The organism is Polaromonas sp. P1_E12 (assembly GCF_056405975.1).
Genome location: NZ_JBFUBB010000004.1, coordinates 101,434 through 114,180, shown reverse-complemented (window position 1 = coordinate 114,180; position 12,747 = coordinate 101,434). Strand labels below are relative to the sequence as shown.

Sequence of the window (12,747 nt, the reverse complement as noted above, 5' to 3'; positions counted from 1 at the left end):
TGCCGGCACCGCACGGGAATCGGCCATCGGAAGCGAGGGCCTAATCCGCCCCGGCGCAGACGCGCAGCACTTCGGCCCCGTAGGCCTCGAGTTTTTTGACGCCGATACCACTGATGCCTTCGAGATCGGCAATGCCTTGCGGCGCGCGTTCCGCAATGGCTCGCAAGGTTGCATCATGAAAGATCACGAAGGCCGGCAGGTTGTGTTCGCGGGCGACTTCGGCGCGCCAGGCTTTCAGGCGGGCCAGGCGCTCCAGTGCACCGGCATTGAGCGAGGCTTCGGCCATGCCTTTGGCGGAGGTTTTGGTGCCTTTTTTGGAACTGCCTTTGCGCCGTTCACCGGCGCCGGCCGACTGCTCGCGCAGCATCACGCTGACTTCGCCTTTGAGCACCTGGCGTGCATCAGGCAACAGCTGCAACGTGTTGAACGCATCGGGGTCGACCCGCACCATGCCCTTGGCGATCAATTGGCGTAACACGCCACGCCACTGCACTTCGGACAGGTCGGCGCCAATGCCGAAGGTGCTGAGCTTGTCGTGGCCGTACTGCAATACTTTTTCGGTCGCCTTGCCGCGCAGGATGTCCATCAGGTGGCCTGCACCAAAGCTGATGCCGCTGGCCTGCTGCACGCGGTAAATGCAACTGAGCATCTTGCGTGCGGCTTCGGTCGCGTCCCATACCACCGGCGGCTGCAGGCAGTTGTCGCAGTTACCGCAAGGCTGACTGTCTTCGCCGAAGTAATGCAGCAGGCTGACACGCCGGCAACGCGTGTCTTCAGCCAGCGTCAACAAGGCATCCAGCTTGCCGCGCATGACCTGCTTGAACTCTTCGCTGGCGGCTTCGCTGGTGTCTATCATGCGGCGCTGGTTCACCACGTCCTGCAGGCCGTACGTCATCCAGGCGTTGGCGGGGAGGCCGTCGCGGCCGGCACGGCCTGTTTCCTGGTAATAGCCTTCGATGTTTTTCGGCATGTCCAGGTGCGCGACAAAACGCACGTCAGGTTTGTCGATGCCCATGCCGAAGGCAATCGTTGCGACCATCACTGTGCCTTCCTCGCGCAGGAAGCGGTCTTGCCGCTGCTGGCGCAGGGCACTGTCCAGGCCCGCGTGGTAGGCCATGGCCTTGAGGCCGGCATCCTGCAGGGCTTCGGCAATTTCCTCCACGCGTTTGCGTGACTGGCAATACACAATGCCGGCTTCTCCGGCGTGTTCGCTTTCAATGAATCGCAGCAGCTGGCGTGTGGCGTCGGTTTTTTCGACGATGGTGTAGCGGATGTTCGGCCGGTCAAAGCTGCTGACGAATGCGCGTGCGTCTTCCAGCTTGAGCCGCTCGATCATGTCCTGCCGTGTCAGCGCATCCGCGGTCGCCGTCAGCGCGATACGCGGCACGTTCGGGAAGGTTTCGTGCAGCAGGCTCAATGACCGGTATTCGGGCCGGAAGTCGTGGCCCCACTGACTCACGCAATGCGCTTCGTCAATCGCAAACAGGCTGAGCAGGCCGCGTTCATGCAGCGAGCCGAGCAGTCCCTTCATGCGCGGGGTGTTGATGCGCTCGGGTGCGGCATAAAGCAGCGTCAGCTCGTTGCGCAGCAATTGCTTTTCAAGCTGGCTGCTTTCTTCAAAGCTTTGTGTCGAGTTTAAAAATGCGGCGGACACGCCGGCCTCATGCAGGGCGCCCACCTGGTCATGCATCAGCGCAATCAGCGGCGAGATCACCACCGTGACCCCGTGGCCGGCGTTTTGCCGCACGATGGCCGGGATCTGGTAGCACAGTGATTTGCCTCCGCCGGTGGGCATCAGTACCAGGGCATCGCCGCCGCGAACTACATGGTCCACGATGGCCTCCTGCGGGCCGCGGAAGCTGTCGTAGCCAAAAACCCGGCTGAGCACGTCCAGGGGTGTCGGCAAAGGCGCAGAAATGGGCAGTGAAGACAAGGTGTTAAGCCGGAAAGTCGGTGTGGTGAAAATGAGTGCTATGAAAATAGGAGCTGCTTGCGCAAGATCCATAAGGGCTGGAGGCCTGTTTGACACATAAATAGCGGGGAAAACCGGCTACATCTGCTCCCAGGGCAGGCCGTCAAAGCGCCAGCCGGAAAGGGTGGAGCGCTGGAACTGTTCGTCGAGCTCACCTTCAAAGCCGTGCACCACATGCTGCACATCAGAAAAGCCGGCTGCTTCCAGGGCCTTGCCGGCGTCCAGCGTGCGCTTGCCGGAGCGGCAGATCAGCAGCACCGGCTGCGCCTTGCCGGCAGCTTCGCGCGCCACGGCGTCGGCGAACTTTTGCGGGTCTGGCTGCAGGTCGGGGTATTCGTACCACGGCACGTTGACCACGCCTGGGGGGCGGCCGACGTACAACGACTCGATCTCCATGCGCACGTCCACAAACAGCGCGTCAGGGTGTGCCTGCAGCCAGGTCCAGGCTTCTTTGGGTTGAAAGTTTTTCATAGTCGGGGCTGATAGTCTAAGCCCCCACGGTCGCTCACTTCGTGTGGCTCCCTGCCCCCGAGGGGGCCGCCCGCCTGTGGCCCGGCAAAGCCGGTTCCACGGCTTATGCTGGCTTGGAGCCTTATCGAACGCAGAATGCCCGGCTGAAAACAGGGGCGCTATCCGCGGGTCCGCTGGAAATGACGCAGCGCCTTAAAATCGGGCCATGAAGCCAATCATCTACACCCGCGGCCAACAACTGCCGGCCATCCTGGAACAGCGTATCGCCATCCTCGACGGTGCGATGGGCACCATGATCCAGCGCTTCAAGCTCAACGAGGCCCAGTACCGCGGCGAACGCTTCAAGGACTTCCACAAGGACGTGAAGGGCAACAACGAGTTGTTGAGCCTGACGCGCCCCGACGTGATCCAGGACATCCATGAGGGCTACCTGGCTGCGGGCGCCGACATGATTGAAACCAATACCTTCGGCGCGACTACCGTGGCGCAGGCCGACTACGACATGGCCGACCTGGCCGTCGAGATGAATTACGAGTCGGCCCGCATCGCCCGTGCCGCGTGCGACAAGTTTTCAACACCCGACAAGCCGCGTTTTGTCGTCGGCGCCCTCGGCCCCACGCCGAAGACGGCCAGCATCAGCCCCGACGTGAACGATCCGGGCGCGCGCAACACCAGCTTCGAGGAGTTGCGCAAGGCCTATTACGAACAGACGGAGGCGCTGGTCAAGGGCGGCAGCGACGTGCTGCTGGTCGAGACCATCTTCGACACGCTCAATGCCAAGGCGGCGCTGTTTGCCATCGATGAGTACTTCGACAACTCCGGCGAGCGCCTGCCCCTGATCATCAGCGGCACCGTGACCGACGCTTCGGGCCGCATCCTGAGCGGGCAAACCGTGACGGCCTTCTGGCACAGTGTGCGCCATGCCGCACCACTGGCAGTCGGCCTCAACTGCGCACTGGGCGCCACCCTGATGCGCCCCTACATCCAGGAGCTGGCCCGCGTGGCCGGCGACACCTTCATCAGCTGCTACCCCAATGCCGGCCTGCCCAACCCCATGAGCGATACCGGCTTTGACGAAACGCCCGACGTGACGTCCCGCCTGCTGCGCGAGTTTGCCGAGGAAGGCCTTGTCAACATCGTGGGCGGCTGCTGCGGCACCACGCCGGATCACATAGGTGCCATCGCCCATGCGGTTGCGCCGGTTGCCAGCCGCTCCTTGCAGCGCGGTGCCTTCTACAAAGAGGCCGCCTGAGGCCAGCGCTGCCCCGCATCACTTCCGGGTGATGCCCGTCGGGTGGCCGAAAAAGCCGGTTCTCTGATGCGTGTGTACTTAATAAGTATACATATGAGATGACGTGCCCGGCGATGTCCCGAAAAGTCATATTTCGCGGCTATAGTCAGGCCCCTTTGCCGAACCCTGTTTTCATTCTCCGGCGCTGCGCCCTGCAGCGTTGATGGTTCGGCAAAACAACGCAACACAACACAACCAAGGAAATCATGAAGGTGGGTTTATTCATCAAGGCCGCAGCGGCATTCACGTTGGCGATGACGGCTTTCGCAGGCCATGCACAACTGTCGCCCCAAAAACCGGTGACGATCGTCGTGCCCTATCCAGCCGGCGGCCCGCTGGACAACGCTGCGCGCATCCTGGCCGAGAAGCTGCGTCCCCTGCTCAAAACCGAAGTCACGGTTGACAACCGGCCGGGGTCCGGCGGAAACGTGGGTGCGGCCCTCGTCGCCAAGGCACCTGCAGACGGCCATACGCTGGTGATGGGGGCGGTGGCCACCCATGCCATCAACCCATGGCTCTACCCAAACATGCCCTACGACGCATTGAAGGACTTCACGCCCATCACGTTGGTGGCGCGGGTGCCGAACGTGCTGGTCATGAATGCCGAGACGGCCAGGCGGCTGAAAATCAAGGACACCAAGGACCTGATTGCCTACGCACGCAAGAATCCCGGCCGGCTGAACTATGCCTCCGGCGGCAATGGAAGCGCCGGCCACCTCGCGGGCGAGCTGTTTAAAAGCCTGGCCAAGATCAGCGTGGTGCACCTGCCTTCCAGCGGCTCGGCCCAGGCGCAGGCTGGCCTGCTGTCCGGCCAGACCGACCTGATGTTCGACAACCTGGCCTCTGCCAGCGCCAACATCAAGTCGGGCAAGCTGGTCGCTTTTGGCGTGACCACCATCAACCGCTCCAGCAGCTTCACGGAAATTCCGACCATCAATGACGTGTTGCCCGGCTTTCACATCAGCACCTGGTTCGGCATCTTTGGCCCGGCCAACCTCCCCAAAGCCACGGCAGACCAGCTGCAGAGGGCATTCGCCGACGCGCTCAACACGCCCGATACCGCAGAAAAGTTTGCACGCATGAGCGCGACCCCCAGCCCCATGAGCTCTGCCGACTTTGCCTACATGGTGATGAAAGAGCACGCCGATTATGGACGCCTGATCAAGGTCGCCAAAATCAAGCTCGACTAAATCGAAAGGGCGGAAAGGGCGGCTAGCCTGGCGCCTTCCCCGCTTTTCTGCCAGACGGAAATCAGCCCGGCATCAGCCGGTCGATTTCCTGCTGCATGGCTTGTACCAGCTGGCTGTACATCTTGAGTTTTTCGCTGGTGTCGCGCAGCCGTTCGGCGATGCGCAGCGAAACGGCAAACATCAGTTTGGCCGCAGTCACCGGTTGCTCTTCCCCCATTTTTTCAAGCGCTGCGCGCGACAGCACGGCGCAGCTCACGTCGCTGCTGGCAGTGCATGACGCCAGCCGCGCCTGGCCGTCGACCAGGCCCATTTCGCCGATCAGGCTGCCGGGGCCCAGCACCGTGATGGTGACCGGCGTGCGGCGGCTGACCACAATGCTTTCGACAGTGACTTCGCCTTCGAGCAGCAGCACCATATAACCGGTATCGCTCTTGTCGCCTTCGCGGATGAAGGTCGTTCCCTCGGAAATCCTGCGCGGCGTCATGTAGCTGACGACAGTGAAAGCCTCTTCGGGCGTGAGCTGCATCAGGGCGGTTGGTGCAATCAGCAGCCTGGCGGCAAGCTCGGCCGTGCTGGAGCCCTCAATGGCCCGCATGCGGTCTTTGGGACGCATGGACTCGGGCGCATCGGGCGTTCCCCGCTGTTTTCTGCCGAACAGGTTTTCAAACATGGTGGCTCCGGCTATCCCCTGGACTTTTGTTGGTATCTCTTGCCATTGGTGCAAGGATATGGCGCGGGCGGCGTTCAGCCCTTAAAATGATGGTAACCCAAGGAGCGTTGCAGCGAACACAAGCGTTCGTCAGGCTTGGGTTACAGGCGGCGGCTTCCGGCGGCCCCTGCGGCAACGACGCTCACCTTTGCCTCAAGGTGAGTCCGTGTCTGAAACTGAATCTTTGCCCAATGTTCCCCCCATGAAGCTGTCCGGCCTGGAGCCGGTCGCCATCGGCGCGGGCACGCTGTTTGTCAATATTGGCGAACGCACCAACGTCACCGGCTCCAAGGCCTTCGCCCGCATGATCCTCAACGGTGAATACGAGCAGGCGCTGGCCGTGGCCCGCCAGCAGGTCGAAAACGGCGCCCAGATCATCGATATCAACATGGACGAGGCCATGCTGGACAGCCAGGCCGCCATGGTGCGCTTCCTGAACCTGATCGCCAGTGAGCCCGACATCGCGCGTGTGCCCATCATGATCGACAGCTCCAAGTGGAGCGTCATCGAAGCCGGCCTGCGCTGCATCCAGGGCAAGGGAATCGTCAACTCGATCTCGATGAAAGAGGGTCTGGAGCCCTTCAGGCAGCAGGCCAAGCTGCTCAAGCGCTACGGCGCGGCAGCGGTGGTGATGGCTTTTGATGAAAAAGGCCAGGCCGACACCTATGAGCGCAAAGTCGAAATCTGCGAGCGCGCCTACCGCGTGCTGGTCGACGAGCTGGACTTTCCGCCCGAAGACATCATCTTCGACCCGAACATTTTCGCGATCGCCACCGGCATCGAAGAGCACAACAACTACGCGGTCGATTTCATCAACGCCACGCGCTGGATCAAGCAGAACCTGCCGGGCGCCAAGGTCTCTGGCGGCGTGTCCAACGTGTCCTTCAGCTTTCGCGGCAACGACCCGGTGCGTGAAGCCATCCACACCGTGTTCCTGTACCACGCGATCCAGGCGGGCATGGACATGGGCATCGTCAACGCCGGCATGGTCGGCGTGTACGACGACCTGGACCCTGTGCTGCGCGAGCGCGTCGAAGACGTGGTGCTCAACCGCACACCGGTCTACAAGCCGGGCGAGCCTGAGCTCACGCCCAGCGAACGCCTGATTGAAGTGGCCGAGACTGCCAGGAGCGGCGCCAAGGACGACAGCAAGAAGAATGAATGGCGTGCCCTGCCGGTGCGCCAGCGCCTGTCGCATGCGCTGGTCCACGGCATGAACGAGCACATCGTGACTGACACCGAAGAGGTCTACCAGGAGATCCTTGCGGAGGGCGGCCGGCCGCTGCACGTCATCGAAGGCCCGCTGATGGACGGCATGAACATCGTCGGTGACCTGTTCGGCCAGGGCAAGATGTTTTTGCCCCAGGTCGTCAAAAGCGCCCGTGTGATGAAGCAGGCCGTGGCGCACCTGCTGCCCTACATCGAAGCCGAAAAGCTGCTGCTCGAAGCCGCCGGCGGTGACGTCAAGACCAAAGGCAAGATCATCATCGCCACGGTCAAGGGTGATGTGCACGACATTGGCAAGAACATCGTGACGGTGGTCTTGCAGTGCAACAACTTTGAAGTCGTCAACATGGGCGTGATGGTGCCCTGCCATGAAATATTGGCGCGCGCCAAGGTTGAAGGCGCCGACATCGTCGGGCTGTCGGGTCTCATCACCCCCAGCCTGGAAGAAATGCAGTATGTGGCCGCCGAGATGCAAAAGGACGATCATTTCCGCATCAAGAAGATTCCGCTGCTGATAGGCGGCGCCACCACCAGCCGCGTGCACACGGCCGTCAAGATCTCCCCGCACTACGAAGGCCCGGTGGTGTATGTGCCCGATGCGTCACGAAGCGTGAGCGTGGCGCAAAGCCTGCTGTCCGACCAGGCCGCCAGATACATCGAAGAGCTGTATACCGACTACGACAAGGTGCGCACCCAGCACGCCAACAAAAAGCAGGTACCGATGTGGCCGCTGGCCAAGGCCCGCGCCAATCCCACGTCAATGGACTGGGCCCACTACACACCGCCCGTGCCCAAGTTCATTGGCCGCCGCGTGTTCAAGAACTTCGACCTGTCGGAGCTGGCCCAGTACATCGACTGGGGTCCTTTCTTCCAGACCTGGGACCTGGCCGGAGCCTTCCCGGCCATTTTGAAAGACGAGGTGGTGGGCACCGAGGCTGTGCGCGTGTACGCCGACGCGCAGCGCATGCTCAAGCGCCTGATCGAAGGCCGCTGGCTCACCGCCAACGGCGTGATGGCGCTGTACCCCGCCAACAGCGTGGGCGACGACATCGAGATCTACACCGACGAGTCGCGCAGCGAAGTGGCCATGACCTGGTACGGCCTGCGCCAGCAAACCGAAAAAACCGCAATTGACGGCGTGATGCGCCCCAGCCGTTGCCTGGCTGATTTTGTCGCACCCAAGGTACTTGCTCCTGAATTGATAGCTGCTCGCGCTGAATATGCGGGCGCTGCGGGCAAAAACATCTCAAAAATTCCGGACTACATCGGTCTTTTTGCCGTCACGGCAGGCATTGGCGCCGAGAAAAAGGAAAAGTACTTCCTGGATGACCACGACGATTATTCGTCCATCATGCTCAAGGCGCTGGCTGACCGCCTGGCCGAAGCGTTTGCCGAAAGCCTGCACCAGCGCGTACGCAAGGATTTGTGGGGCTATGTGCCGGCCGAGTCACTGGACAGCGAAGCCTTGATCGCCGAAAAATACCAGGGCATACGCCCGGCGCCAGGTTATCCGGCCTGCCCGGACCACAGCGTCAAGAAAGAAATGTTCGAGTTGCTCAAGGCCGAAGAGGTCGGCATGGCGCTGACCGAAAGCCTGGCCATGACACCGGCGGCCAGTGTGAGCGGCTTTTATCTGAGCCACCCGCAAAGCGCCTACTTCAACGTCGGCAAGATCGGCGACGACCAGCTGCAGGACCTGGCCAAGCGGCGCGGCCTGAAGGCCGGCGAGTTGCAGCGCCTGCTGGCACCGAATCTCTGAAAAGCCGTTCACGGTGCGGTGCAAACCGTGAACAGTTTTCAGGGCTGCCGTTGCAATTCGCGTTTACGGCGACTTTGCCGGAAAATAACCTGCGTTTACATAAATACACAGCCGCCTGCCAAAGCGTGTTTACCTTCGCGGCATGGGAAACGTTGAACAACCATAGATGAACTCCCGCCACGGGACCGATTGATTTCACCAGAGGGAATTGCCATGAACACATCCACCGAAACTCTTCAGCCGGGCCAGCAGGCCCCGTCGGCCAGCAAGCCCTTGTGGGCCGCCGTCGGCATACTGGGAGTGGCCGTTCTGGCCATGGGCGGCACCATGATTTACCAGATGCGCAACCCGGTCACGGCGACGCCGGTGGCACTCGCAGCACCGCAAGCCGCGCCGCTAGTGGCGCCGCCCATGGCCGCGGCCAGCAATGCGGCGGACGACATGGCTGAAAAGCCGGTTGCCGCACCCGCCAAGCCCGCGCCCGTGCCGACCAAGAAAGTGGTCAAGCCGACACCAAAACCGGCACCCGCCCCGAGTTATGCGGGCATTTCGCCCGCGCCGGCCCCTTACCCTGCACCGGTCGCCGTAGCGCCGGCGCCTGTGTGCCATGTGTGCGGCGCGGTGGAATCGGTGACGCCGGTTGAGCGCTCCACCAAGCCGGCCGGCCCTGGCGTAGGTGCTGTGGCGGGTGGCGTGCTGGGCGCCGTGCTCGGTAACCAGGTCGGCCATGGCGGTGGGCGTACGGCAGCCACCATCCTGGGTGCGGTGGGTGGCGGTTTCGCCGGCAACGCCATCGAAGGGCATGTTCGCAAGGAAACGGTTTACCAGGTCGGCGTGCGCATGGAAGACGGTTCTCACCGCCTGGTAGAAGTTGCCCAAGCTCCCAGTGTTGGCAGCCGCGTGACGGTGGAAGGGGCGACCTTGCGGACCCAGGACGGCGCCAGTTACGGCCCCAAACCGCCGCCGGCCCCCGTGGTCACGCAGCAGCAGTCTCCCGGCTACAGCAACCGCTGATCTAGTCAGAGACCGGAAGGCGCAAGCTTTAGTGCGCCTGCTTGTGTGGGCGCTTGCCCCGTTGAGTCTCCCTTCTGATGCCGCGCGGGATTCCTTCGCGCGGCACGCTCCCTTTTATGCTTCGACGGTGCGATGCTTGGCGCTATGATGGCCCCGCCATCACAAGGAGGATCGCATGCGTCGTTTTTTTGTGGCCGTGCTGGTACTTGCCGGAAGTCTGCACGCCTTTGCGGCAGGACCCAAACCCGGACTGAACAACCTGGAATTTGCCGGTGCGCACGACCAGAACACGCCCGTACTGCTGAGCGCTGCCTCACGCCCCGTGCCTTTTCGCGGCGCTGATGGGCGTGTGCACATCGACTACGAGCTGCAGGTCACCAATGCGCGGGCCGCGCCGGTCAAGCTGGTATCGCTGGAGGTATTGGATGCCGCTTCCGGCAAGGTGTTGACCACCGTCGCCGGGGCGGATGTTGCGGGCAGTTTTTCGTTGCTGGACGGCGCGGGCGGTGACAGCATCGGCGCGGCACAGGCCGGTTTGTTCTGGATTGACGTAGTGCTGGAGGCCGGCCAGGCTCTCCCCAAAGCCCTGTCGCATCGCGTGGTGACCTCCGCACCTGAAGTCAGGCTCACGGCCGCCGTCAAACCTGCGAGTGAAGGCCTTGTCCAGACGTCGCAAACCGGTGGCACCGTGTCTGTCAGCACTCGGCCCGCGCCGTTGATCGGCCCTCCGCTTGAGGGCTCCGGCTGGGTTGCGTTCAATGGCTGCTGCAGGGAGGTTCCGCACCGGCGTGCCGGCATCCCGGTGAACGGCGTTCTCTACGTCAGCCAGCGGTTTGCAATCGACTGGATCAAGATAGACGCGAACTCGCAGCAAAGCAACGGCGACAGCAACAAGAACGAAAACTGGCCGACCTATGGGCAAAAAGCGATTGCCGTAGCGGATGCCAAAGTGGTTTCCGTGCTCGACGGGCTGCCTGAGCGGGTGCCTAACGCCTTGCCGCCCGACACGACCATGCAAAACGTGACGGGCAACCATGTGATCCTGGACCTGGGACGTGGCTACTACGCGTTTTATGCACATCTGCAGCCGGGCTCGCTGAAGGTGGGTGTCGGCGACCGCGTCAAGCGCGGCCAGGTGCTGGCGCTGCTGGGAAATTCCGGCAACACCACTGCACCGCACCTGCATTTCCATGTGTCGGACGGCATCGGCCCCTTGTCATCGCAAGGGGTGCCCTACGTGATCGACGCGTTTACGGCCAGGGGGGTTGCTACGGACGTGACCGATCAGGGCAAAGTGGTGTGGACGGCATTGCCGCAGCAGCAGGCCATTCAGCGCGCCACCCTGCCCATGAATGGCTACGTGGTTGATTTCCCCTCTTTGAAGTGAAGCTTGGGCGCTGCGAGCTACGCATTCCCTTGACGCGTGGCACGGCCCCGGCGGCCACCGTACCAACATGTTCAGACTTGCACTAACCCTTTTTGGCGGCGATGCGCTCGTGAAGCGCTGGAAGATCTTTCTGGTGGCGGGCCTGCTCGCGGTGTTGCTGGGTGTCGTGGTGCTGATAGACCTGGTCGATGGTGTGACCGACATGGCCGGCTGGGTGTTCGGCGCCGTGTTGCTGTTGCAAGGGCTGGTGGAACTGGTGATAGGCACCACACACACACGTGCGCGGCGGCGCTTTGAAATGTTGCGCGGCGCGGCCATGGTGGTGTTTGCCTGTCTGCTGCTGGACTTCCCCTGGGACAATTCGATTGCTGCAGCCGTTCTTTTCGCCGCCGCATTTACCTTCAATGGACTGGTCCGCATTGCGTCAAGTCTTTTGATCCGGTATCCGAACTGGCGCATCTCCAACATCATCGGTTGGGGTTATCTGGTCATGGCGATATTGCTGGTGACCGACTGGCCCCTGCCTTCCGCGATGAACGTGTCTTTTTGCACCGGCCTTGCACTGATGGCGGGCGGCTACGTCGTGATGCGCGGCGCCTGGCGCCTGCAACGCTTGCCGCCGGGGTCACGGCTTGCGGCCATCGAGCTCTATAAAAGGAAAAGGGAGATGGGTGCCAGTACGCCGCTATCCCCCCCGCACGCAGGTGCCAGCATGTCCGGCGAACAGATGGTGATTCACATCTGGACCGCCGTGGATCAAAGCGAAGAACGCATCCGGCTTCCGCTGGTCGACCGGTACATCGCGGCCCTCTCCCGCAAGGGCAGCGTTACTACCGGCCATGTCGCGCTGGAGTGCGGGCCGCAGCTGTATATCAGCCACCATCCACGCGTGCGCCTGACCATCACGCAGCGCAACATTGTCGACCAGGTGCGCGCCACACAAAGCAACGACCATCCAGGCATGTGGCTTCCTTCTTATGAGCAGGAAGCCGGTGCGACGCGCCCTTCAACCTTTCGCATCCGCTTTCGCCTGTTTAACCGCGGCCACCTGCAGTCATTCTGGGAAGCGTACCGTCAGGACGACACCTATAACCTGACGCATCGCAACTGCTCGGTGGTCGTGACCGAGGCTATCGACGCCGCGATGGAAGGTGTATTTGCCGACAAACCTTTCTGGCGAACCCTGCTGCGCCTGGCCTTTCACCCAGACATGTGGCTGGCCGGAAGCGTTCGGGTGCGTGCCGAATCGATCGCGTGGACACCCGGGTTGGCGCTGGATTATGCCGGCGCGATCCGGCGCATCACCCACCCGCATCAGGACTTGAGGGTGCACCTTGCGCGCTGGTGGAAGACGCGCCGGCCCCAACGTCAGCGCGCAAAAAAAATCCCTTGAAAGCTCAGCGAGAAGGTTGACCTGCGCTGTGTGAAGGTCGGACTCCCGAAGTCCGGATTTAGTGGCCGTTCCAGGGTCCGGCGACACCCATCCAAAAGGAAAAAGCATCAGGGCTGACGAACCTCAAAGGCGCAGCCCTTGCTGCAGGCAACCTGTCTGCGTTCGACAGCCGGTGCATGTACGGCGCGTGTCGCACTGGTGCTATTGGCCATTCCCGCTTGCGGGAGCTGCATGGGCCGTAGATACCGCCCTCTGTCCGTTGTGAGGGATTCCGTTCACAAAGCCGCAGTCATGCCTGGCTCAACAGCGGTTTCTTCGGGTATTTCCGCCTGCT

The 12,747-nt window shown here is 62.2% G+C and carries 9 protein-coding genes and 1 riboswitch; of the genes, 6 read left to right on the top strand and 3 right to left on the bottom strand.

Going from position 1 to position 12,747, the window contains the following annotated elements:
• Positions 1-40 precede the first annotated feature (40 nt).
• Together recQ and AC1D13_RS13040 are read right to left on the bottom strand one after the other, a co-directional pair.
• Positions 41-1,933, bottom strand: a complete 1,893-nt coding sequence (recQ, locus tag AC1D13_RS13045; RefSeq protein ID WP_477666991.1) for a DNA helicase RecQ — start codon at positions 1,931-1,933, stop codon at positions 41-43.
• Positions 1,934-2,050: 117 nt separating this feature from the next.
• Complete coding sequence (locus AC1D13_RS13040) at positions 2,051-2,443, bottom strand: rhodanese-like domain-containing protein (protein WP_457281761.1); 393 nt, start codon at positions 2,441-2,443, stop codon at positions 2,051-2,053.
• Between the two features lie 205 nt (positions 2,444-2,648).
• On the opposite strand from AC1D13_RS13040, the gene AC1D13_RS13035 reads away from it, so the two are divergent.
• Positions 2,649-3,695, top strand: coding sequence for a homocysteine S-methyltransferase family protein (locus AC1D13_RS13035; protein ID WP_457281760.1), 1,047 nt, complete (start codon positions 2,649-2,651; stop codon positions 3,693-3,695).
• 245 nt (positions 3,696-3,940) lie between these two features.
• The gene (locus tag AC1D13_RS13030) at positions 3,941-4,924 is read left to right on the top strand and encodes a Bug family tripartite tricarboxylate transporter substrate binding protein (RefSeq protein WP_457281759.1); all 984 of its coding nucleotides are present in this window, start codon (positions 3,941-3,943) and stop codon (positions 4,922-4,924) included.
• 61 nt (positions 4,925-4,985) lie between these two features.
• Here the strand turns inward: AC1D13_RS13030 and AC1D13_RS13025 are convergent, their stop codons facing one another.
• The gene (locus AC1D13_RS13025) at positions 4,986-5,594 is read right to left on the bottom strand and encodes a Crp/Fnr family transcriptional regulator (protein WP_457281758.1); all 609 of its coding nucleotides are present in this window, start codon (positions 5,592-5,594) and stop codon (positions 4,986-4,988) included.
• Between the two features lie 93 nt (positions 5,595-5,687).
• Positions 5,688-5,784: riboswitch (S-adenosyl-L-homocysteine riboswitch) on the top strand.
• A gap of 15 nt (positions 5,785-5,799) precedes the next feature.
• On the opposite strand from AC1D13_RS13025, the gene metH reads away from it, so the two are divergent.
• The 4 genes from metH to AC1D13_RS13005 all read left to right on the top strand — a co-directional run bounded on the left by metH (position 5,800) and on the right by AC1D13_RS13005 (position 12,413).
• Positions 5,800-8,619: a methionine synthase gene (gene metH, locus AC1D13_RS13020; protein WP_477689679.1), complete on the top strand. Its 2,820-nt coding sequence runs from the start codon at positions 5,800-5,802 to the stop codon at positions 8,617-8,619.
• 213 nt (positions 8,620-8,832) lie between these two features.
• Entirely contained in the window at positions 8,833-9,633 is an 801-nt protein-coding gene (locus AC1D13_RS13015; protein WP_457281755.1) for a glycine zipper 2TM domain-containing protein, read from the top strand.
• Between the two features lie 175 nt (positions 9,634-9,808).
• The gene (locus AC1D13_RS13010; RefSeq protein ID WP_477689678.1) at positions 9,809-11,020 is read left to right on the top strand and encodes a M23 family metallopeptidase; all 1,212 of its coding nucleotides are present in this window, start codon (positions 9,809-9,811) and stop codon (positions 11,018-11,020) included.
• A gap of 67 nt (positions 11,021-11,087) precedes the next feature.
• Positions 11,088-12,413: a DUF308 domain-containing protein gene (locus tag AC1D13_RS13005; RefSeq protein ID WP_477689677.1), complete on the top strand. Its 1,326-nt coding sequence runs from the start codon at positions 11,088-11,090 to the stop codon at positions 12,411-12,413.
• Positions 12,414-12,747: the final 334 nt, after the last annotated feature.

What these genes read in the sequence shown, in the direction of transcription:
- AC1D13_RS13015 (WP_457281755.1), top strand. Translation starts at nt 8,833, where the DNA reads ATGAACACATCCACCGAAACTCTTCAGCCGGGCCAGCAGGCCCCGTCG.
- AC1D13_RS13030 (WP_457281759.1), top strand. Translation starts at nt 3,941, where the DNA reads ATGAAGGTGGGTTTATTCATCAAGGCCGCAGCGGCATTCACGTTGGCG.
- AC1D13_RS13035 (WP_457281760.1), top strand. Translation starts at nt 2,649, where the DNA reads ATGAAGCCAATCATCTACACCCGCGGCCAACAACTGCCGGCCATCCTG.
- AC1D13_RS13010 (WP_477689678.1), top strand. Translation starts at nt 9,809, where the DNA reads ATGCGTCGTTTTTTTGTGGCCGTGCTGGTACTTGCCGGAAGTCTGCAC.
- AC1D13_RS13025 (WP_457281758.1), bottom strand. Translation starts at nt 5,594, where the DNA reads ATGTTTGAAAACCTGTTCGGCAGAAAACAGCGGGGAACGCCCGATGCG.
- AC1D13_RS13040 (WP_457281761.1), bottom strand. Translation starts at nt 2,443, where the DNA reads ATGAAAAACTTTCAACCCAAAGAAGCCTGGACCTGGCTGCAGGCACAC.
- AC1D13_RS13005 (WP_477689677.1), top strand. Translation starts at nt 11,088, where the DNA reads ATGTTCAGACTTGCACTAACCCTTTTTGGCGGCGATGCGCTCGTGAAG.